The following is a 22,045-nucleotide window of genomic DNA, read 5'->3' as shown; positions in this document are numbered from 1 at the left end:
CCGCCAAACGCACGGCTGGCGCCCGGATGACGCCGAAAGCGCGATTTTGATCTATCGCAAGAACTCCTGCCTTTCACCAGCCGGTGAGCGCCTTCGCCGGTATACTTCGATTCTGGCATTGCCGGACGCGTCGTGCTGCTTCTGCGTTATCGCACACGCCGGCTGTCTTTAGCTTGCTATTGCACTCAGGAAAAGCGATAGTTTTACATATTCAGACCAAGACCAGAACCCGTGCCTAAAAGCAAAGATCTTTCACCAGAGCAGACCCAGGATGCCGATGCACTCGGCAGTTACCATTTCTCTGAGCAGGTAGGCCACTTGTTGCGTCGCGCATATCAGCATCATGTGGCGATTTTTCAACAGCATATTTCGGATTCTCAGCTTACCGCAGCGCAGTTCGTGACGATGTGCGCCATTCAGGAGCACGGCACGTGTTCCCTGAGCGATATCGTCAAGACCACGGCGATTGATCAGGCCACCATCCGCGGCATTATCGAGCGACTCAAATTGCGCGAGCTGATCGTGCTGTCGCATGACGCAGCGGATCGCCGCAAGGTTCTGGTGACCTTGAGCGATGCCGGTACGTCTTTGGTGAAGTCAACTGTGCCGCACGCTGCAGATATTTCGGAAGCGACTTTCGGCAAGCTCAATCCTGCCGAGCGTGTCGCGATCATGTTCCTGCTGCGCAAGATGATCGACTGATTTCAGGTCTCGCCTGCCGGTGTGCCCAATGCCTGCAGAATTTTTTCAGCGGTAAAAGGAGGCTGGCGAAAACGCCGGCCGGTCGCGTCAAACAAGGCGTTGGCAATCGCTGCCGCGCTCGGTACAGAGGCTGATTCGCCCGCGCCCAGCGGTGCTTCCCCCTGCCGCTCCATCAGCACCAATTCCACAGGTGGTACTTCTCCGAACTTCAATATCGGATACGCGCCCCATTCAAGACTGTTCACCCCCTGCGAATCAAATCGCACCTGTTCTTTCAAGACCCGGCTCAATGACTGGATGATATTGCCGTGCATCTGATGTCGAACGCCATCGGGGTTGACCATCATGCCGGTATCCTGGCCGACCACCAGCCGCTTCACCGTCAACGCACCTGATTGTGGATTGACGCTGATGTCGATTACCCATGCCGACCATGCGGCGCCAAAGCCGGGGAATTTGCTGTGAACGTAGCGGGCGTAGGCGAGGCCGCGCCCATGCAGCAGACCGTCCGTGCCGGCGATACCGCGGGAACCGGCGCGGTGTACTTGCCATTGTGCTTGCCTGGCGGTGGCTTGCAGCAATTCGGCGGCGCGCTGGTCGTCGAGATGGCGCAGGCGGTATTCCAGTGGGTCGGCGCCCGCCTCGCAGGCGAGCTCGTCCATGAAAGCATCGTGAGCGAAGGAGTTCGGTAATGCCGAGACACCGCGCAGCCACGCCGAACGGACTAGGGGAGCCGTGTCGTCGCAGGCGATGCGGGTGTGTGCGTAGCGGTATGGCGGCACTGAAGTACGGTCGCCCATCTCGAGCACTCGCGGCTCTGGAGGAATGGCTCCGGTCAGCAGCAGTGCCAGCGTCGGCGCATCGTTGGACGGATAGCGCGTAATGAAATCATAGGCGCCAAGATTGCCTTCGCCGTCGATGCTGCCGCGTACGCGCATCAGTTGCGCGGCGCCCTTTGGTTCCCATGCATGTTCTTGTTCGCGCGTCAGCTGGACGCGTACGGGGCGGCCGACCGCACGCGACAGCAAAGCCGCATCGGCACCGACATCGTCGGCACAGTTGCGGCCGTAACAGCCGGCGGCTTCCATGCGGACGACTTCGATTTTGCCTTCGTCGATTTGCAGCAGCCGCGCCAGATCAATGCGCAATACATGCGGATTTTGCGTGCCTGACCAGACCGTCAGCCCATCCTCGCGGAAATCCGCCAGTGAGCATGACGGGCCAATCGATGCGTGCATCTGGTAGGGCCAGACATAGGTGCGTTTCAGTGCCATGCCCTCGCCGGACTGCGCGCGGGAGAATGCGTCTGCGGTGTCGCCTTGCTGCTGTAATTCGCGTCGCTGTGAGGGCAGATTGTGCAAGGTGGTCTCGAGATCGGCCATGTCGGGCAGCGCCGGTTGAGGTTTCCATTGCACCTTGAGTTCGCGCGCTGCGCGTTGCGCCTGTTCCTCGCGTTCGGCGACGACGCCGATAAAATCGCCTTGCACCACAATCGCCACGATGCCGGGGAGATGAGCGACGGATGCCTTATCGACGGAGATCAGGCTCGCGCCAACGAAAGCTCCGCCGTCGCGCCCGGCGTAGGGTGGGCGCACCACACGTGCGTGCAGCATGCCCGGCAGGCGCATATCGTGGACGTACACCAGCTCACCCGTCACCTTCGCGGGAATATCGACGCGTTGCGTGCTGCGCCCGACGATACGATACTGATCGACCGGCTTGAGGGCAACTTCGTCAGCGGACAAGGGTAGTTCGATGCGCTTGCCATGCAGCAAATGGGCGTAACTGATGGACTTTGCCGGATCATCGGCAGTGCTCACGATGCCGTCTCGGACCTGTAGCGCGGCGAGGTCGACGTGCAAGTACTGCGCCGCCAGCGCCAGCAGTTGGTGGCGCGCCTGAGCCGCCGCTTTTCTCAGTGGAACGGCGGAAATCTGTATTGTTGCGCTGGCGATGGTGGGGCCTTGATTCGGTGCTTCTTCGGTATGGCCCAGCACCATGGTCACTGTATCGAGCGCGACATCAAGTTCTTCAGCGACGATTTGCGCCAGTGAGGTACGAATGCCGGTACCAAGGTCGACGTGGCCGTTAAAGGCCATCACACGCCCGTCGCTGAAGAGGGCAAGGAAGACATCCGGGTGGCGTGGGACATAGGACGACGCTGCCCCGGGTTGGCCTGGAGCGGGCCTGGCCGCAGCTTGCGGCGCGCGCGTTACCAGCAACACGTCGCCGCTGGCGAGCAGACGGCGTCGTGTGTCGCTGGGTACGGGAGTCGCCGGAGAAGCGCGGCCATTTTGCTGGTGCTGCTGATCCATCAATGTCTGCTCGGTGATGTGTTGTCAGTGTCGATCAATGTCCGGCTTGCTAACTGATCAGGCATGGCCGGCACGGGCAGTTGCTTCCAGCGCCTCGGTCAACGGCAATACTGTCGCATATTTTTGCGCCATGTCGAACAAGTTTGCCTCATGCGGTGCAATTGCGCGGTCGCCGACGCAATCTGACACCACCAGCGGACGAAATCCCCATGACATCGCATCAACCACACTGGCGCGCACGCAACCGCTGGTGACGGCGCCTGCGACCAGCAAGGTTTGCACGCCATGCTGTGTCAGCCAGGGAGCCAGCGAAGTCCCGAAGAACGCCGACGGGACGGTCTTGCGCACTACCAGTTCGCCGGCGGCAGGAGTCAATTCCGGGACGATTGCGCTGTTGGGCGTGTCTTCAGTCAAGGTCACCATGCCCGGTACTTTGATACCAAAAATATTGCGGTCGGACGCATCGTCGGCAAAGACAATGCGGCTGTGCGCAATGGCCCAGCCCTGGCTGCGGGCATGCGCCAGCAGTTTTTCAGTCCGGGCGATGGCGGGGGCGATATTGCCGCCGCCAAAAACATCGGGATTGGCGAAGCCGTTGACGAAATCGACGATCAACAAGCCGAACGGCGCTTTTGCTTCCAGCGTCTGGCCGAAGCCCTGACGCTCGTAGGTGGAGATTTCCTTGTGCATGATCTGTTCCTTGCTAAATGTGAGCCTGTCCGACAAGTGGAGATGAATCGAAGTGAGCATGATGAGGATGAGTCAGGATTTCCCGTACTCGAACCCATCGAGCACCTTGCCATTTCGCACGACCGCTTCACCATCGAGAGAAACTGTGCAGCGGCGCAGTGGGATATCAATATGGCAAGCGGTATTGCGCTGGCCGCCGGCTTCATTGTTGGGGCCGAAGGAAAACAGGAAGTTGCCTTCGTAGGCGCGCGCGTCCATGCCGATGGTGGCTTCACGGTCGTACATGGCCAGCGTCGACCAGTGTGCTCGCGGTTGCAGCCCCCAGCCGATATGGGACATTGCGTAGGCTTCCGGATCCTTGAATGACGCCATGTATTCGCTCAGCAATTCAGCGTCAACGCCGCCTTCGATGTTGGTGACGAACCCGTCGCGCACGCTCACATAGATCGGTTCCTGCGCATAGGACTTCATCGGCAGCAGAATATCGCCGCGATCGATGACAATCGTGCCTTCGGTGCCGCGTTCGTTCGGCCAGGTCAGCACGAAGCCACTCGGCCAGTGATCCCAGCGTCCGGGCTCATCGACAAAACCGTATTCACTGATCACCGGAAATTCACCCAATGGGCAGCGCAGATCGGTGCCAGCCTCGGAGGTGATGTGCATGTGCTTTGCACCCTGCAATTTCTTGGCGGCTTGTGTCACGCGTTGCCTGTCGTCGGCACTCGGCACCATGCGCACCAGCACCTCGGGAGGCTCTACCGCCAGCAGGATCTTGGTGCCTGCCTTGAGTATCTCGTGTTGCTCGGGCGAGAATAGCAAGGTCATCAGATCCAGTACCAGGTCGCTTTCTTTCAGTGCTGCGATGGCGGCGCGATTGCCGGTCAACGGCGTTGTGCCGAGATAGGCAAGCGAATCGCGGCTGAGCGCCTTTTCTGCGTTGACCGGCTGCAGGTCGAGGCGATTGGCGGTTGCGCCGAGAAGGCCGATGGCGGTCAGCGCCGTCGACAGGGTTTGCGGATGCGTGCTGCTGCTGGTAAGCACCGTGACGATGTGCGTGGGTTCCAGTTTGGAAAGCGTCAATACCTGCTTCCAGGCTTGAATCAGATCGTAGTCGCTGACGGCCATGGCCTGTCCTTTCTGAAGAAGCGCCGTGCATGCACACGGCGCGGAGAGTTAAATGCTTACAGCGGAGCGCCGAGGAATTCTCCGAAAGCACCATAGAAGCCTTCTTCATCGTCCCAGGGGATCATGTGACCTGCGTTCTCGACCCGCGCCACGCCGACTTGCGGCAGCAGTGAACGGATTTCGTCGATGTCGGCCGGCAGCAGTACATCGCCCCGTCCGGCGACGATCAGCAGCGCCGGGATTTTTACCTCCGGCAAGTACTTGTGCACGTCGTCTGCATGAAAACCGTCGAAGCTGGCAATCACGGCGCGCTCGTCGCAGGTGTGCAGCCATTCAGCGCGCAGACGCAGTTGTTCTTCCGTCCAGGTCGGGCAAAAAGCGCGCATCTGCTCTGCCGTACAGCCTTCGCGCGCCAGTTTCATCGAGTCGACATACCACGGAAGCTTGGACGGATAGGCGCGCCGCCCCGGGCCGGAAACCGGCGGATCAATCATGACCAGGCTGTTCAATCCGCGCGGGCGGTGTGCAGCGGCGCGAATGCCGATGCGGCCGCCCATCGAGTGGCCGACGATGGCGTAGCGCTGCAGGCTGAGTGCTTCGGCGAAAGCGATGACGTCGTCGGCTTGCGCTTCCAGGCTGTAATCCAGTTCTGTCGAAGCCGATGACAGGCCGCGTCCGCGTACGTCGAGTACATACGTATCGAAGTGGCGGCCAAAGCGCTCGCCGACGAAACCCCAGGTCACTGCCGGGCTGGTGATGCCGGGAACAATGATCACAGCGTCGCGCGTTGCGCGGCCGCCTTCGGTCCCGCCATAGCGAAGATAGTGCTGGCGGATGCCGTTGGCGCGGATGTTGGCGCCGTAGAGAAAAGTGCTGGTCATGACGATCCTTGATGCGGAGAGTGGAGCTTTCAGTGATGGAACTGCCGGATAAGGCGACCTGAGGCTGTCAGTAAGCGCCGGATAGCAGTGCGCCGGCACCGGGCACGATGGTTTCCAGCTTGAGTCGCTTGAGCATGGCATAGGTCGTCGCGACGGCGGCAGTGATGACAGGTTTTCCGGTCATCGCTTCAACTTGCGCGATCACCGGCAGCGAAGGCATTTGCACGCAGGCTGACAACACGATGGCATCGACATTGCTGGTATCCATCTGTGCAACGATGGCAGGCAGGCGCGAGGGATCGTGGCGCCCGACTTCCAGGTTGTCGGGAATTTCCAGGGCTCGCCATTCGACGACGTCATAGCCTTCGTGGCGGATGTAGTCGACCACCAGTTCTGTCAATGGCTTCATGTAGGGGGCAACCACCACGATGCGCTTGGCGCCGATGACCTTGAGTCCATCGATCAACGCGCCTGCGCTGGTGACGACCGGTGCGTCTGCGCCATTGGCTGCGGTATGGGCAGTCAGGCGTTGTTCGGATTTGCGGTGATAGCCACGGCCCATGGCCATGATGGCCACCAGGCAGGCGTAGCCGAGTACGTCCACGCGGGCGTCGCTGAGTTCGACGGCGCAGCGGTCGGATTCCGCATCCATGGCCGCCAGCTCCTCTTTCTCGACACGTTTCATGCGCATGCGGCTGGAGTGAAAAGTGAAGCGCTCCGGACGGATCATTTGCCGCGCCGTCAGCATTGCGGGAATTTCCGTTTCCATGGTGGTGTTAGAGCTCGGAACGATTTGTCCGATGCGGTATGGCTTTTGCATTTGTATCTCCAGATGGTTGGTATTGGTCGTGTGAAACATCGGTGTCGACACGGAATATAGAGTGCATACGCTATATTTAATCATTTTATGAAAATTGGCAAGACTCCTTTGCTTCTTCTGTAACCTTTGTGATGATCGTCCAAAATAGTGCTAAGTACGCGCTAATTTGGCGCACTGCAAAATAATTTGCACGTAAAAAGTGATTTTAAATATCGCGATAACATTTTCTTTACTTTGAAAAAAGCAGTGTGTACACTCAATTTCAAGTTGTAGTGCTTGTTGAGTATTTCACCCCATAGTGAGGAGATTGATTGTGCAAAAATCACCGCGCATTGCCGTTATCGGTGCCGGATTGGGAGGCGCAGCCGCAGCGTCGCTGCTGCAAAAAGCCGGATTCAACGTTCATCTGTACGAGCAGGCGCCGGTGTTTTCCCGCCTCGGTGCAGGGATTCATTTAGGTCCGAATGTCATGAAGGTGATGCGGCAGATCGGCATCGAAGATGCGCTCAATGCCACCGGCTCGCATCCTGACTTTTGGTACAGCCGCGACTGGAAGACCGGCGAAGAGATTGCCAGGATTCCACTGGGCGACTATGCCTTGTCACACTACGGTTCCAGCTACCTGACCGTGCATCGCGGAGATTTTCATGCACTGATGATCGAGGCTATCCCTGATGAAGTGTTGTCCTTCAATAAACGGCTGGCAAAAGTCGAGGACAAAGGTGATGTCGTCCATCTGCATTTTGCTGACGGCACCATGGAAGAAGCCGACATTGTGATCGGTGCGGACGGCATTAACTCCAAGATCCGCGACACCCTGCTGGGTGCGGAACTGCCGAAGTACACCGGCTACGTTGGTCATCGCGCGGTATTCCCCGTTGCCGGCGTCAAGGGGTTTACGCACGATCTGTGCACCAAATGGTGGTCGGACGATCGTCACATGATGGTGTATTTCGTGACCGGCAGTAAGGATGAAATTTACTACGTTACCGGTGTGCCGGAGGCGACCTGGGACATGAGCAAGAGCTGGGTCCCCAGCAGCCGAGATGAAATGCTGGCGGCCTTCGACGGCTGGCATCCGGGCGTGCAATCGTTGATCGAGGCCAGCGAAAACGTCACCAAATGGCCTTTGCTGGAGCGCGACCCGCTGCCGTTGTGGAGTCGTGGCCGCCTGGTGTTGCTGGGCGATGCCTGCCATCCCATGAAGCCGCATATGGCGCAGGGGGCTGCCATGGCAATTGAAGATGCCGCCATGCTCACGCGTTGCTTCCAGGAAGTGGGGCCGACCGATTACGCCACCGCTTTTGCGCTCTATGAAGCCAATCGCGCAGAACGTGCAGGTAAAGTGCAACTGGTTTCCCACAACAACACCTGGTTGCGCAACAATGAGAATCCAGATTGGTGTTTTGGCTACGACGTATTTAACGTGCCGCTGGTAGATTCGGTCAGCGCCAAGCGAGCGTGACCAATTAGAACGCATCTCACGCCTATTGATGAATTGAGTTCTAGTAGAAAATGCGCATCACCCCGACGGCTGAGCCGTTTGGGCTTGCGCAGTTAAGCGATTAAGTTAACGAGCCAACCGGATCCGTCAGCAGCGATTTTCTGAGACTTGCCATGTCAGCTTCCCGTCCACTGTCGATAGAAGTCAACCGCATCCGGCACACGCTGGATGTCGCGCCCGACGTTCCTTTGTTGAACGTCTTGCGCAACGACCTCTGTCTGAACGGACCGAAGTTCGGCTGCGGGCTGGGAGAATGCGGCGCCTGTACGGTGCTGGTCGACGGCGTGGCGGCGCGCTCTTGTGTGATTCCGCTTGCGGGCGTTGACGGACGCAGCATCACGACGCTCGAAGGGCTGGCGATGCCGGCCGGAAATGGCCGGTCTCAAAAACTGGATCCGGTGCAGCAAGCCTTTATCGACGAGCAAGCCGCGCAATGCGGCTACTGCATCAACGGCATGATCATGACGATCAAGGCATTGCTGTTGCGCAAGCCGGAGCCGACTGAGCAAGAAATTCGCTCTGAGCTGGAATTCAATCTTTGCCGTTGCGGCACGCATGTGGAAATCATGCGTGCCGCTTTGCGCGCAGTTCAACTCAATAGCGCAGCCGCGGCAGGTGAGGCGGGCGAATGAACGCTGCGCTTCCTTCCCTTCGGCCGGACGCTGCGGACATGCTGTATGGCCGCGTCCTGAGGCCGCCGCGCCTGGACTGGAACGGCCACGATTACACCGGCATGCATCTCGCATGGCATGACGCGGCATCGCTGGAAGATGTCCCTGGTATCGTCAAACTGGTTGTGCGCGGCGATTTTATCGGTGTCGTCGCGACGGAAGACCGCTATGCCTTGCAAGCGATCACCCAATTGCGGGTTCGCTGGAAGGCGCACGAGACATTGCTGCAATCGCTTCCCGAGGAGCAGCAGCATCGTACCGTCTACCAGCATGGCGATATCGCGGGTGCCTTTGACACCTCGTCTCCCATCACGGAGCGTTCTTACAGCTGGATGGCCGAGGGCATTTTGCCTGATGCCGGCAATCCGATGCTGACCGCGATTGCCGATTGCACGGCCGTGGGTGCGCGTCTGTGGACGGCATCGACACTTTCTGCCGTCGTACGTCAACAGATCGCGGTGCTGATCGGCATGCCGGTTTCCACGGTGCAGTCTGAGGTAGCGTATTTCGATGAAGACTATCCCGGCCGCGAACCGGGCTTTGCCGGGATGCAGACCGGGCAGGACGCCGCAGCGGATGCTGCGCTCTTGTCGGCTGTGGCAGGACGTCCTGTGTGCGTTACCTTGTTGCCGGAACAGATTGGCGTCGTGACGCAGCGGACGGTGGCGCAGACAGACGCAAAAATCGATGCGGAAACCAGCGGCAGCATACTCGCCTATCGCCACACTGCGCATACCGTCGGCGGATATCTTCCACCCCTGGCGCTCATGCTGGCGGGGATCGCCGATCCGGTCAGCGATGTCGCTTCCGGTGCGGGTACACGATACGGCGCGCAACTGCCTCCGTATGCCTACGCCAGTGTGCAACTGGCTCAGCAAGGCCTTCCCGGCGCTGCCGGAGACTATGCCGCCGCCCACGTTTTTGCCCATGAATCGTTTATCGACGAGGCCGCCCGTCAGGTCGGTGTGGATCCTGTGCAATATCGATTGCAACATGTGCAGGACGAACGCGGCGCAGCGCTGATGCGTGCTGTTGCCCGGCAGGCCGGCTGGAACGACACGATTGCAGAGAACAAACCTGACGGCAATATTTTGCGCGGCCGCGGATTTGCGTACGCCCGGGTGATTGAAGATGACGGCAAACCGGAGGCGTTGCAGCAATGGTCGGCCTGGGTAGCGGATGTTGAATATAACCGTGATTCTGGCGATCTCAGCGTGACCCGCGTGGTGGTCGGGCAAGATGTTGCCGAGGCAGGTGTGAGTATGCAGCCCGGCGATTTTCTTCGCGTGGAAGATGAGTCTGTGCGTAGCAATGCGCAACTGGCGATGCGTGGATTGCTGTCCACTGAAAACAGTTTCGATACCTGGGCAAAGCAGGAATATGGCATCAGCGTTCAAGCTGCCGCGCAGACATCTTTGCCTGCGGTGGAGGTGGTGGGTTTGCCGGCTGCGAAGAATGGCGGCGTGCCGGGGCCGGTGCGCCTGAGCAGCAATGCCGCTTTTTCTTTGCCGGCTGCGGCTGCCGTCGCCAACGCGATTCACGACGCAACGGGTATTCGTTTGCGTTCAGCACCCTTCAGCAGTGAACAGTTGCGCCTTGCGCTGGGACAAACCAGGACAGCAAAGAAACGTACTCTCGGCTGGAAGGGTGGTATTTTCGGCGGTGTCGCCGCGACACTTGCCGGATTGTTCGTCCTGGCGTCGCCATGGCGAGCAGAGATCAAGCCGGTGGCTGCTCCCGACCCAGGCTTATATTCAGCCGCGACCATTGCGCGCGGCAAGCTGGTGGCCGCCGCCGGCGACTGCGTGGTCTGCCACACCGCGCCGAATGGCGTGCCCAATGCCGGCGGCCATGCCTTGGAGACGCCGTTTGGCACTGTCTACAGCACCAACATTACTCCGGATGAAAAGACGGGCATCGGCAACTGGTCCTTTGCCGCGTTTGAACGCGCCATGCGTGAAGGAATTCACCGCGACGGCCGTCATTTGTATCCGGCGTTTCCGTATACCGCATTTGCCAGGATCAGCGATGCCGACATGCAGGCGCTGTACGCCTATCTGATGGCGCAGGAACCGGTCGCGTTTGCTCCACCGGAAACGCGCCTTGCATTCCCGTTCGGCGTACGCCCGCTGATGGCGGGCTGGAATCTGCTGTTTCACAAGAACGAACAATTCGTCGCAGACACGTCGCGTTCGGCGCAATGGAATCGTGGTGCGTATCTGGTGGAAGGCGCGGGGCATTGCAGCGCCTGTCATTCGCCACGCAACATGCTGGGCGCAGAAAAAGGCGGGCGTGCTTATCTCTCCGGTGGCAGTGCCGATGGCTGGGAAGCGCCTGCACTCACTGCGTTGTCGCGGGCGCCCGTGCCATGGAGCGAAGCGGAATTATTCAGTTATCTGCGCACCGGGTTTTCTCCGTTGCATGGCGTTGCTGCGGGGCCGATGGCGCCGGTGGTTGCTGAGCTGGCGCAATTGCCTGCCGATGATGTACGCGCCATTGCGCACTATCTTGCCTCGTTCAACGAGCCCGTGCCGCAAAGCGAATCGAAAACCAAAGTTGCTGTAGCGACGGCGCACACGCAAACCGTTGCGTCCGTCATGGGCGCCAATCTGTACCGCGGTTCCTGTGCGGTATGCCATCAGGGAGATACGGGGCCGACATTGTTCGGCGTCAAGCCATCGCTGTCACTCAATACCAATGTGCATAGCGCAGCTCCCGACAATCTGATCCGCGTGATTCTGCAAGGCATACGCGAACCGGCCAATCCGGAGCTCGGCTACATGCCGGGATTCGCCGATAGTTTCAATGATGAACAGATGGTCGAACTGTTGAAATACCTGCGCGCAAACTTTGCCGCAGACAAACCGGCATGGCCGGATCTGAAAGCCGACGTGGCGCGAATACGAGAAGCCGGCAAGGCCGCAGCGCTGACTCACTAACTGACGAACGACAAACGGAATTTCCATACCTTGAGTGGAAGGGGCGGGGCATGCTTGCGAATTTGGTAGTGGCCGATCAGAACGCCGTCGCGTGGCGCGCACAAGATCTTCATCTTGATGATGACGAATATCTCATCACACGCACTGATCCCGACGGCAAGATGGTCTATCTGAATTCGGCTTTCGTCGCGCGCAGCGGCTATAGCCATGACGAGTTGCTGGGCCAGCCCGCCAGTCTGATGTATGCCCCCGACACGCCGCCGCAAGTTGGTGCCGATTTGTGGCGGACGGTCAAAGCAAAAGGCGCCTGGACCGGCGTGATGCGGCATCGTTGCAAGGACGGTCGCTGTTTCTGGGCCAGCGCCACGATCACGCGGACCATGGTCGACGGTGTTCATGTCGGACATACCACCGTCCGCACCAAGGCGGCGATGTCGGATGTCGCGATGATGGCGCAATTTTACGCGCAGCTGGCGGCACGCCGCCGCAGCCGCCGCAAGCTGAATGCCGGCGTGCTGGTGCAACGCGCGCCACTGGGATGGTGGCGCCTGCTCAGTGCGCCGAGCTTGCATGTGAGATTGTTGACTGCGCAGGGACTGAATGTCCTGGCGTTGTTGCTCGCAACCTGGTCGGTGATCATGACGTGGCCGCATTACGGGCAGGCGGACATGCTGACCTTACTGATCAGTCTGCTGCTGGTTGCCACGCTGACTGCGATCGGAACACGGGTACGGGCACCGTTGAAAGAGCTTCTGAGTCATGCCCGGAAGATCGGAGCCGGAGACTTGACCAGCACTGTCGACAGCGATCGTGAACGCCATGACGAGATGTCGGTCCTGGCATCGAGCATGGGCGTGATGCAAAAGAGCCTTGCCAATCTGGTGCAGGATTTACGTATTGGTGTGCACACCGTGGACGTTGCCGCGGGAGAGATTTCGGATGCCAATCTCGACCTTGCCGCACGCACTGAAGAGACCGCCGCCGCTGTGGAACAGACCGCTTCCAAGATGAATGACCTCAGCCGTATGGTGCAGCAGAACGCTGCCAGCGCCGCCGAGGCGCGCAAGCTGGCAGGGACCTCGTCGGAGATCGCCACGCAAGGGCATGCAATGGTCGGCAAAGTCGTCGCAACGATGGACGAGATTTCACGTAGTGCGGCAGAGATCGCCGACATTTCTTCGGTGATCGAAGGCATCGCTTTTCAGACCAATATTCTGGCGCTCAATGCAGCGGTGGAGGCAGCGCGTGCCGGTGCGCACGGTCGTGGTTTTGCCGTGGTGGCATCGGAAGTGCGCAGTCTCGCGCAGCGCAGTGCCCAGGCGGTACAAGAAATCAATCGCTTGTTGGCGCAATCGGGAGAACGCGTCGCCGTTGGCGTCAGGATCGCCGGCGATGCGGGCAAGACCATGCAGCAGATTGTCGCGTCGGCATCGCAGGTGGAGCAGATCGTTGGACATATCGCTGACGCATCGGCGGCGCAAAGCCGCGATATCGGGCAAGCCAACGAAGTTATTGCGCAGATCGATGACGCCGTCAAACAGAACGCGGCGATGGTCGAGCAGGCGGCAGCCGCCGCAGCGTCGCTGGCAGAACAGAGCAGGAAACTGGGCGGATCGGTAGCAATGTTCCGTTCCAGGCGGTGAAGTCTTGAGAAGCAACAGCAGCCGGGACGGCCGGCCTGGCTGCTGTTGCCTCGGGAAGTTCGGTCGCGCCGGCGAGGGGCCGGAGCGACCGGGCTTGCAGTGCGATGGGGAGTAGCGTGAATAACGTGAGTGATCGGATTAATCGGATTAATGGGATACCACTTAACCAGCATAAGGGAAGGCATCATGAAAAAGGCATTTGCGCTTGGCGCATTGGGTTTGTTGTGCGGGACGGGTTCGGCAATGGCCCAGTCCAACGTCACAATTTACGGCGTACTCGACACCTATATGGCATACACCAATGCCACCGGCAAAGGTAAGGTGGTGTCGATGGACGGCGGTGGATATCAGGCCAATCGTATTGGCTTTCGCGGCACGGAAGATCTGGGCGGCGGTCTGCGCGCCAACTTCCAGCTGGAGAACGGTTTTCTCTCGGACAGCGGCGGCATGGCTGACAGCACCCGATTGTTTAACCGCCAGTCATGGATCGGTCTGGCCGGCAGTCTCGGTGAAGTGCGTGCCGGGCGTCAGAACGCACCGGGATTCCTGATGATTGCGCGTCTCGATGCATTTGCAGGCGCAACTTTTGCTTCGTTCCTCAACAACGTGTCGGCTTATACCCCACGCTACGACAACATGCTCGGCTATATTTCGCCGAACATGAGCGGTTTCAAGGTGCAGGCATATATCGGACTCGGCGAGCAGACAGCGCCGAGGAACGGTTTGAACTCGTACATGCTGGGTGGCGAATATGAAAGCGGCCCGCTCTATCTGGGCATCAGCTCGTCGTTGCAAAACAGTGCCAACGACAACCAGTCGATCAAGTCCACTTTCGCCGGCGGCGCTTACGACTATGGCATGGGCAAGGTGTTCCTCGGCTACTACCGCGGCAATAACCTCGGAGCAGTCGCAGCGACCAACGTCGCAGGTGCGTATTACGGCGCGTATTCGATCTCTGCCAACTATCGGCTGACGACGCAGGCAACCCTGGGGGCAGGCTACGGCTGGGCCAAGGACAGCAGCGGCGCAAGCCGGGATGCCAGGCAGTTCAGTCTGATCGGTACCTATGACCTGTCCAAGCGCACCATGTTGTATAGCACCTACGCGCATCTGAGCAACAAGAATGGCGCAACGTTCTCGCTCAGCGGAGCAGGGCCGATCACGAAAAATGTACCGACCGCAGGCGGCACCGTCAACGGCGTGCAAGTCGGCGTTCGCCATTTGTTCTGACGTTCTGACAACGGAGGCCGGCGCCTGGCGCTGGTCTCGCATGGCTGAAGTACTGACCGCCCGCGCGGTCTTTTTTGAAAAAGGGAATTATCGTGAATGAATTTCTGGACGAATTTTTGAGGTTCTCTCGACGCCGCTTTTTGCGGTACGCAGTTGCCGTCTCTGCACTGGCTGGTGCAGGTATGGGCAGCGCCATGGCGCAAGCTACGATCAAGATTGGCGAGATCAATAGCTACAAGGCGCAGCCTGCCTTTCTGGAGCCGTATCGCCATGGATGGGAAATGGCGCTCGAAGAAATCAACGCCAGCGGTGGCGTGCTCGGCAAGAAGCTGGAAGTGATTGCGCGCGACGACAACGGCAATCCGGGGGATTCCGTGCGTGTTGCGGAAGAGCTGGTCACACGCGAGCAGGTGGCGTTGCTGTTCGGCGGCTTTCTGTCTAACACCGGCCTGGCATTGACCGACTATGCCAAGCAACGCAAGATTTTCTTTCTGGCGGGTGAACCGCTGACCGACAAGATCGTCTGGCAAAACGGCAACAAATATACCTATCGCCTGCGTCCATCCACCTATATGCTGGTCGCGTCGCTGGTCAAGGAGGCCGCCAAGCTGAAGAAAAAACGCTGGGCCATTGTCTATCCCAACTATGAATACGGCCAGTCCGCATCGGCGACGTTCAAGAAGCTGATGAAAGAAGTGCAGCCGGATATCGAGTTCGTTGCCGAACAGGCGCCGCCGCTTGGCAAAATCGATGCGGGTGCGGTGACGCAGGCGTTGGCCGACGCCAAGCCGGATGCAATTTTCAATGCCCTGTTTGCCGCCGATCTGGGCAAGTTTGTGCGCGACGGCAATACCCGCGGTTTGTTCGAGGGGCGAGAAGTGGTGTCTCTGCTGACAGGCGAGCCTGAATATCTCGATCCCTTGCGCGCCGAGGCGCCGAGCAACTGGATCGTTACCGGTTATCCTTGGTATGCGCTGACCTCGCCTGAACACAAGAAGTTTGTTGATGCCTACCGCAAGAAATTCAACGACTATCCGCGCAATGGATCATTGGTCGGTTACACCGCGCTGATGTCGATCGCCGCAGGGTTGAAGAAGGCCGGTGCCGTGGATTCCGATAAACTGGCGGCAGCGTTCTCCGGCCTCAAGGTCGATACGCCGGTGGGACCGATTGTCTATCGCACGCAGGATCATCAATCCACGCTGGGAGCCTTTGTCGGCCGCACCGGGGTCAAGGATGGCAAGGGTGTGATGAGCAGCTTCGTTTATGTGGATGGTGCAACAGTGCAGTTGCCTGATGCCGAAGTCAAGAAACTGCGTCCTGCCGATTAATCATGTAGCAAGCGGCGGCCGGCGCCGGCAGGTCGATGCACGGACGCCGCCGCCAACCGCCTCAGGGAACTCAAGGTATGACTCTCTCAAGTCTGATAGTACAGTTGATCAACGGCCTCGCCGATGCGTCCACCATGTTTCTGGTGGCTGCCGGCTTGTCCCTGATCTTCGGCGTGACGCGCATCGTCAACTTCGCCCACGGCTCTTTTTATATGCTGGGCATTTTCATTGTTTATTCACTGGTTAGCCTGATCGGCGCCAGCGGCATCGGTTTCTGGAGCGCGGTGTTGTTGTCCGCCTGTGCCGTTGCACTGCTTGGCGCACTGGTCGAGATCGTCATCTTGCGCCGCATCTATCGTGCGCCGGAGTTGTTCCAGTTGCTGGCGACGTTTGCGCTGGTGTTGGTGCTCAAGGATGCGGCACTCTATATCTGGGGGCCGGAAGATTTGTTCGGTCCGCGCGCGCCGGGTCTGGCCGGTTCGGTACAACTTTTGGGCCGCCGACTGCCGCAATACGATCTGGTGTTGATTTTCATCGGCCCGGTCGTACTTGGTCTGCTGTGGCTGCTGCTCAATCGCACGCGCTGGGGCACGCTGATTCGCGCTGCTACCCAAGACCGCGAAATGGTCGGCGCGTTGGGTATCAATCAGTCCTGGCTCTTCACCGGCGTCTTTGCGCTGGGCTGTTTCCTCGCGGGTCTGGGCGGCGCGCTGCAAGGCCCGCGTATTCCCGCCAATCTGGCGCTCGATCTGGAAACGATCGGCAACGCTTTCGTGGTCGTGGTGGTGGGCGGCATGGGTTCGATCAGCGGCGCATTTCTTGCTGCCTTGCTGATCGCCGAGATCAAAGCGCTCTGCGTGGCGATCGGGCAGGTATCCCTGTTCGGCATTGACGTTTCGCTGTCCAAGTTGACGCTGGTGGTGGAGTTTTTGGTGATGGCTTTCATCCTCGTGGTGCGGCCCTGGGGCTTGCTCGGCAAACCACAGGCAGCCAGCCGCGCCAGTGGACCACCGGAAGCGCCTCTGCGCGCGGCCAGCGCGATGCAGCGCAAGCTGGGTCTGGCCGGCCTGGCTCTGCTGGTGGCCGCGCCGTTGTTGTCGGGCAGCTTTCCTTACCTGACCGTGCTGTTGGTGGAAATTTTGATTGCCGTGCTGTTTGCCGCCAGTCTGCATTTCATGATGGGGCCGGGTGGTATGCATTCCTTTGGTCACGCGGCGTACTTCGGGCTGGGCGCCTATGCGGCGGCACTCGTGCTGACCAAACTGCATTTGCCGATGGAAGTGGCGATGGTGGTCGGTCCTCTGGTGGCGGCCGGCGGCGCCTTGTTGTTCGGCTGGTTCTGCGTGCGTTTGTCGGGGGTTTATCTGGCCATGCTGACACTGGCGTTTGCACAGATTGTGTGGGCCATCATTTATCAGTGGGATGACGTCACCGGCGGCAGCAACGGCCTGGTGGGCATCTGGCCTTCAGTCTGGGCCGCTTCGCCGACAGCCTTTTATTATCTGGCGCTGGCGTTCAGTGTGATCGGCGTGCTGCTTCTGCGCCGTGTGCTGTTCTCACCGTTCGGATATGCCATGCGTGCCGGCCGCGATTCTTCGTTGCGCGCCGACGCCATCGGCATCGACGTCAAACGCATGCAATGGATGGCATTCGTGGTGGCAGGCTTGTTTTGTGGCGTAGCAGGCGTGCTGTTTGCCTTCTCCAAGGGTAGCATTTCGCCGGAAGCGATCAGTGTCGGACGTTCTGTCGACGGCCTGGTGATGGTCATGCTGGGCGGCTTGCAAACCTTGCTGGGACCGGTGGTTGGGGCGGCAGTATTCACCTGGCTGCAAGACATTATTGCGCGTGAAACAGATTACTGGCGCGCATTGCTGGGTTTGATCATTCTTGCGCTGGTGCTGTTGTTCCCTGCCGGTATTGCGGGATTTTTCAAAAAGCTGTTTGATCGCGGCGAAGAGGGCGAAGCGGAGTCGCCACGTGCGAAAGAGCATAGCGCGTCCGTCCAGAACGGTATCAGCAAGGAGGCGGCATGAGTCTGCTACAAGTCAACAACATCAGTAAAGCCTTCGGCGGTGTCAAGGCAGTCAATGGCGTGTCCTTCGATTTACCCAGCGGACAGCTATTGGCTTTGCTTGGCCCTAATGGTGCGGGCAAATCGACCTGTTTCAATATTCTCAACGGACAGTATCGGCCAGACACCGGATCGATTCGTTTCGACGGCCATGAAATCGGTGGCATGAAGCCGCGCGATATCTGGCGTCTCGGCGTTGGCCGGACGTTTCAGATATCGGCGACTTTCAGTTCCATGACAGTGGTGGAAAACGTCCAGATGGCATTGATGTCGCGCGAGCGAAAACTGTTTCAGCTGTGGCGTCCGGCAGTCTCGTTCTTCCGTGACGAAGCGATGGAACTGCTGGAGCAGGTAGGTATGGCCGGGCAGGCGCAACGTCCTTGCGGCGTGCTGGCTTACGGTGACGTCAAGCGTGTCGAGTTGGCGATCGCCATGGCCAATCGTCCTCGGTTGCTATTGATGGATGAACCCACAGCGGGCATGGCGCCGAAGGAGCGCAATGCCTTGATGGCCTTGACCAAAAAGCTGGTGGTCGAGCGCAATTTGTCAGTGCTCTTTACCGAACACAGCATGGACGTCGTCTTTGCTTTTGCAGATCGCATGATCGTGTTGGCACGTGGCCAGCTGATTGCGGAGGGCGACGGCGAAACCATCCGCAATCATCCCAAAGTGCAGGAAGTGTATTTCGGTTCAGGTAAAACATTTGAAAAAGAGGAGGCCGTCTCGTGAGCGCCGTCATGAATGAAATCAACCCGGCACAATCCGGGTCATCCACCGCCGGTGAAGCCTTGCTCAAGGTAAGTGGTCTTAACGCTTTCTACGGGCGCGCCCATATTCTGTTCGATGTCGGCCTTGAAGTGCGGCGTGGCGAAGTGGTGGCACTGATGGGCCGTAACGGCGCCGGCAAGTCGACCACCATGAAGGCCGTCATGGGCCTGATGGATCGTGCGCAAGGCAGTGTGAGCTTTCTGGGCAACGACATCAGCCGGGCTAAGCCGTATCAGATCTCACGCATGGGAATGGGTTTCGTGCCCGAGGATCGCCGCGTGTTTGCCGACCTGACAGTGCTTGAGAATCTGGAAGTCGGCCGCCAGCCGGCACGTCCCGATGCCGTCGAATGGACGCCGCAAAAACTGTTCGATCTGTTTCCCAACCTCGGTGAAATGCCGTTGCGTCCCGGTGGGCAGATGAGCGGTGGCGAGCAGCAGATGTTGACGGTATCGCGCACGTTGATGGGCAATCCGTATCTGGTGTTGCTGGACGAACCGTCCGAAGGCGTGGCGCCGGTGATTGTCGAACAGATGGCCAACATGATCATGACACTCAAACGCGAAGGCATGTCCATCCTGTTGTCGGAACAAAACCTGCATTTCGCCGAGCTGGTCAGTGATCGCGCCTACGTGCTTGAAAACGGTCACATCCGCTATCAGGGCACGATGGCGCAACTGGCGGCGGATGAGGATGTGCGGCGCGCTTATCTTTCTGTATAGGGACAACAGACGTACGCCGTGCGTCTGTTGTCTTTCCTTCATATTGTTGTAGAGATAACTTTTTAAAAATCTACTTTTGTGCGTTAATTAACACCACGGATATGCGCAATTTGAAACGGGTTTGTGAGCAGAATCCTTCCATTGACTTTGCTTGATCGTATTTGTTTTTCTATCGAGTCAGGATGAGTCATTGCTGTACCGCAGTATTGAGCGCGCCTATCGAATTCGCTGAATTCACCAAGCTTCGCCAAGCTTCACCCAGGTTTGCCGCCGGTCAGTTCCTCGCTGATGTTGCCTTTGGATGCTTGTGCTTGCTTGTTGCCGCACGTTGCGCAGATAGGATGCCAAAATCAATCGCTTATACAAAGTCCTGATCATCAATGGCGCCATGCTGGTCGCGTTAATATGCAGCTTGTGCGTCTGGCTGATCTATCAAAGTCACGAAGAAGCGCGTCATAACGCCATTGAAAATTCACAGAATGTCGCTTTAGTCGCGCAGCGCGACATTCTTAGAAATATTGAGATCGTATCTTTGTCGATGGATGCGTTGGCGCATCGATTTCAAAATACCATCTACCAGAATCTCACCAACAGCCAAAAGCATTCTTATTTGTTTGGTAACGGACTGGAGATGAGACATATCGCGCTCTCGGCCATCGTCGATGCGAGGGGTGAGGTGGTCGCGACTTCTCTGCCCGGCGTACCTGGGCACAATTACGCGGATCGACCGTATTTCACGATTCACCGCGACCGTTTCGAGGTGGGCCTCTACATTTCAAAACCGCTTGCTGCCAAATTCGACGATAGCCGGCAGGCCGTCGTCCTATCCAAGCGCTTGTCCAATATCGATGGAAGCTTCGCCGGCGTTGTGGTCATCGCACTAGAGCTCGATTACTTTCAAGAACTATTCAGCGGCATTGCTTTGGGGGAGGATGGCGTCATCTCGCTTTATTCACGGGACGGAATCATCTATATGCGGGTGCCTTCTTCGACTGCCCTGGTTGGCCGGGATATGAGCAAGAGTCCCAATTTTTTGCAGGTCCGTGACGCGATTCAGCATGATAGTGGCAATTTCTTTATCCGCTCGTCGACGGACGGTATCGAACGCTTGTTTTCGTTCAGGAGCGTGCCGGGAACGCGGCTGGTTGTGATGGTGGGACGCTCCGAGAAGGACATCTACAGGGAGTGGAGGAATGACGTCTACGGTACCTTGGTGATGATGTCGCTCGGTGGTCTGGTGTTTCTGGCCTTGTTCTGGGTGCTTCGTAAAGAACTCAGAAAACGTGTTGAGGCCGAAGAGAAACTGAACCAGCTGGCGCGTGTCGATGGGCTGACAAAACTGATTAATCGCCGCACGCTGGATGACTTGCTGAAAGATTTATGGAGTGTGTCGCAACGGGGTAACGTCGCTTTTTCCATTTTGTTTATCGACGTTGATCATTTCAAACTCTATAACGATACCTACGGCCATCAGAAAGGCGACGACGTGCTGGCCTCCGTTGCAGAGGCAATCACGAGCGCCTTGCCTCGTAGTTCCGACGTCGCGGCACGGTATGGCGGCGAAGAGTTTGTCGCCGTGCTGGCGGAAACTGAAGCGCCAGGCGCAATGCTGGTCGGCGAGAAAATCAGGAACGCCATTGAAATGCTGAAAATCCCGCATTCCCGCAGCCAGTTCGGCCACGTTACGGCAAGCATTGGTGTGGCGACCTATGACCGGACTGCGCATGCAAGCATTGAAGCCGTGCTCAATGCAGCTGACGGCGCCTTGTATGAAGCCAAAGGCAGCGGCCGTAATCAGGTGAAGCTGAGTTCTGCACCGGCAGCAGTGGCAGCAGTGGCAGCACCAGCAGCTGTCACTGCTTCCTGATTCTCTATTCCTGACTGTTGACTCCGGAGTATTGGGCCAATGTCACAGATACTGTTTCGCCAAAGGATAATTCCATTCGCCGCGTTTGCTGGTTTGTAGTCCAAGCCGTACCAGGCCTTCAGCAAATGTCACGGCGGCGCTGACGCCGTCGATCACCGGCACGCCCAGCTCCTTGCTGATGGCCTGGCACAGGTCGGCCATGCCGGCACATCCCAGGACGATGCAGTCGACGTCATCCTGCTCCAGCGCGAGGCGGCATTCCTGCATGATCGCGGCATAGGCATCGGAGGCGGGGTTGTCGAGATCCAGTACAGCGATTTCGCAGGCGCGGATGTTGCGGCAGAAGCGTTGCATGCCATAGCGTTCCGCCAGATGAGCCGCGATGCCGCAGGTTCTTCCCAGCGTAGTAACGATGCTGAAATGCTTGCCGACAAAACTGGCGGCGTGCATGGCGGCTTCGGCGATGCCGAACACCGGGCCGCCGGCGATCTCGCGTGCGGCTTCGAGACCCGGATCGCCGAAGCAGGCGATGATGTGGGCGTCTGCGCCAGCCGCTTCGGCGCGGCGGATTTCGGCAAGCAGGCCGGGCACGCACATGGCTTCGTCGTAATGACCTTCGATCGAGACCGGGCCGGTGGCTGGATTGCAGGCCCAGATCTCGGTGCCCGGTGCTGCGACCTGGCGGGCGCAGTCGCCGATCTTGGTTGTCATGGTGGCGGTGGTGTTGGGATTGACGATGTTGATTTTCACGTTGTCTCGATTGTTC

General features: G+C 58.7%; 17 protein-coding genes. 11 read left to right on the top strand and 6 right to left on the bottom strand.

The features are described from left to right. The first annotated feature begins 231 nt into the window (after positions 1-231). Positions 232-702 carry a MarR family winged helix-turn-helix transcriptional regulator gene (locus hmeg3_RS19280; RefSeq protein WP_094565163.1) on the top strand — a complete coding sequence of 157 codons (471 nt, stop codon included), beginning with the start codon at positions 232-234 and terminating at the stop codon, positions 700-702. 2 nt (positions 703-704) lie between these two features. Here hmeg3_RS19280 and hmeg3_RS19275 read toward each other — a convergent pair whose 3' ends face one another. The 5 genes from hmeg3_RS19275 to hmeg3_RS19255 form a co-directional block, all read right to left on the bottom strand. Further along, positions 705-3,017 (bottom strand): molybdopterin cofactor-binding domain-containing protein, encoded by a 2,313-nt coding sequence (locus tag hmeg3_RS19275; RefSeq protein WP_094565162.1) that lies wholly within the window; start codon positions 3,015-3,017, stop codon positions 705-707. 57 nt (positions 3,018-3,074) lie between these two features. Further along, positions 3,075-3,707: an isochorismatase family protein gene (locus tag hmeg3_RS19270; RefSeq protein WP_094565161.1), complete on the bottom strand. Its 633-nt coding sequence runs from the start codon at positions 3,705-3,707 to the stop codon at positions 3,075-3,077. A gap of 72 nt (positions 3,708-3,779) precedes the next feature. Further along, entirely contained in the window at positions 3,780-4,832 is a 1,053-nt protein-coding gene (locus hmeg3_RS19265; RefSeq protein WP_094565160.1) for a 2,5-dihydroxypyridine 5,6-dioxygenase, read from the bottom strand. 56 nt (positions 4,833-4,888) lie between these two features. After that, positions 4,889-5,713 carry an alpha/beta fold hydrolase gene (locus hmeg3_RS19260; RefSeq protein ID WP_094565159.1) on the bottom strand — a complete coding sequence of 275 codons (825 nt, stop codon included), beginning with the start codon at positions 5,711-5,713 and terminating at the stop codon, positions 4,889-4,891. Positions 5,714-5,780: 67 nt separating this feature from the next. Further along, positions 5,781-6,533: an Asp/Glu racemase gene (locus tag hmeg3_RS19255; protein WP_094565158.1), complete on the bottom strand. Its 753-nt coding sequence runs from the start codon at positions 6,531-6,533 to the stop codon at positions 5,781-5,783. Positions 6,534-6,846: 313 nt separating this feature from the next. Here hmeg3_RS19255 and hmeg3_RS19250 point away from each other — a divergent pair, with 313 nt between their 5' ends. From hmeg3_RS19250 to hmeg3_RS19205, 10 genes are all read left to right on the top strand, one after another. After that, positions 6,847-7,998: an FAD-dependent monooxygenase gene (locus hmeg3_RS19250; RefSeq protein WP_094565157.1), complete on the top strand. Its 1,152-nt coding sequence runs from the start codon at positions 6,847-6,849 to the stop codon at positions 7,996-7,998. Between the two features lie 152 nt (positions 7,999-8,150). Next, positions 8,151-8,669, top strand: coding sequence for a (2Fe-2S)-binding protein (locus hmeg3_RS19245; RefSeq protein ID WP_094565156.1), 519 nt, complete (start codon positions 8,151-8,153; stop codon positions 8,667-8,669). Further along, positions 8,666-11,647, top strand: coding sequence for a c-type cytochrome (locus tag hmeg3_RS19240; RefSeq protein ID WP_094565155.1), 2,982 nt, complete (start codon positions 8,666-8,668; stop codon positions 11,645-11,647). The genes hmeg3_RS19245 and hmeg3_RS19240 overlap by 4 nt, the downstream gene beginning before the upstream one ends. A gap of 50 nt (positions 11,648-11,697) precedes the next feature. Further along, positions 11,698-13,290 (top strand): methyl-accepting chemotaxis protein, encoded by a 1,593-nt coding sequence (locus tag hmeg3_RS19235; RefSeq protein WP_094565154.1) that lies wholly within the window; start codon positions 11,698-11,700, stop codon positions 13,288-13,290. A 186-nt stretch (positions 13,291-13,476) separates the two neighbouring features. Then, positions 13,477-14,520, top strand: a complete 1,044-nt coding sequence (locus hmeg3_RS19230; RefSeq protein WP_094565153.1) for a porin — start codon at positions 13,477-13,479, stop codon at positions 14,518-14,520. Positions 14,521-14,702: 182 nt separating this feature from the next. Continuing rightward, positions 14,703-15,851: an ABC transporter substrate-binding protein gene (locus tag hmeg3_RS19225; protein WP_232512028.1), complete on the top strand. Its 1,149-nt coding sequence runs from the start codon at positions 14,703-14,705 to the stop codon at positions 15,849-15,851. A 77-nt stretch (positions 15,852-15,928) separates the two neighbouring features. Further along, positions 15,929-17,884 (top strand): ABC transporter permease, encoded by a 1,956-nt coding sequence (locus tag hmeg3_RS19220; protein WP_094565152.1) that lies wholly within the window; start codon positions 15,929-15,931, stop codon positions 17,882-17,884. Then, positions 17,881-18,651, top strand: a complete 771-nt coding sequence (locus tag hmeg3_RS19215; RefSeq protein ID WP_094565151.1) for an ABC transporter ATP-binding protein — start codon at positions 17,881-17,883, stop codon at positions 18,649-18,651. Before hmeg3_RS19220 ends, hmeg3_RS19215 begins: the two co-directional genes overlap by 4 nt. An 8-nt stretch (positions 18,652-18,659) precedes the next feature. Further along, entirely contained in the window at positions 18,660-19,412 is a 753-nt protein-coding gene (locus tag hmeg3_RS19210; RefSeq protein WP_094566457.1) for an ABC transporter ATP-binding protein, read from the top strand. A gap of 388 nt (positions 19,413-19,800) precedes the next feature. Next, positions 19,801-21,279: a sensor domain-containing diguanylate cyclase gene (locus tag hmeg3_RS19205; protein ID WP_232511737.1), complete on the top strand. Its 1,479-nt coding sequence runs from the start codon at positions 19,801-19,803 to the stop codon at positions 21,277-21,279. Positions 21,280-21,321: 42 nt separating this feature from the next. On the opposite strand, the gene hmeg3_RS19200 is transcribed toward hmeg3_RS19205, so the two are convergent. Then, a complete protein-coding gene (locus hmeg3_RS19200; RefSeq protein ID WP_094565149.1) occupies positions 21,322-22,029 on the bottom strand; it encodes an aspartate/glutamate racemase family protein in 708 nt (235 codons plus the stop codon). Positions 22,030-22,045: the final 16 nt, after the last annotated feature.

This window comes from Herbaspirillum sp. meg3, from assembly GCF_002257565.1.
Lineage (GTDB): Bacteria > Pseudomonadota > Gammaproteobacteria > Burkholderiales > Burkholderiaceae_D > Herbaspirillum.
This window is presented reverse-complemented; position numbering and strand designations above follow the sequence as displayed.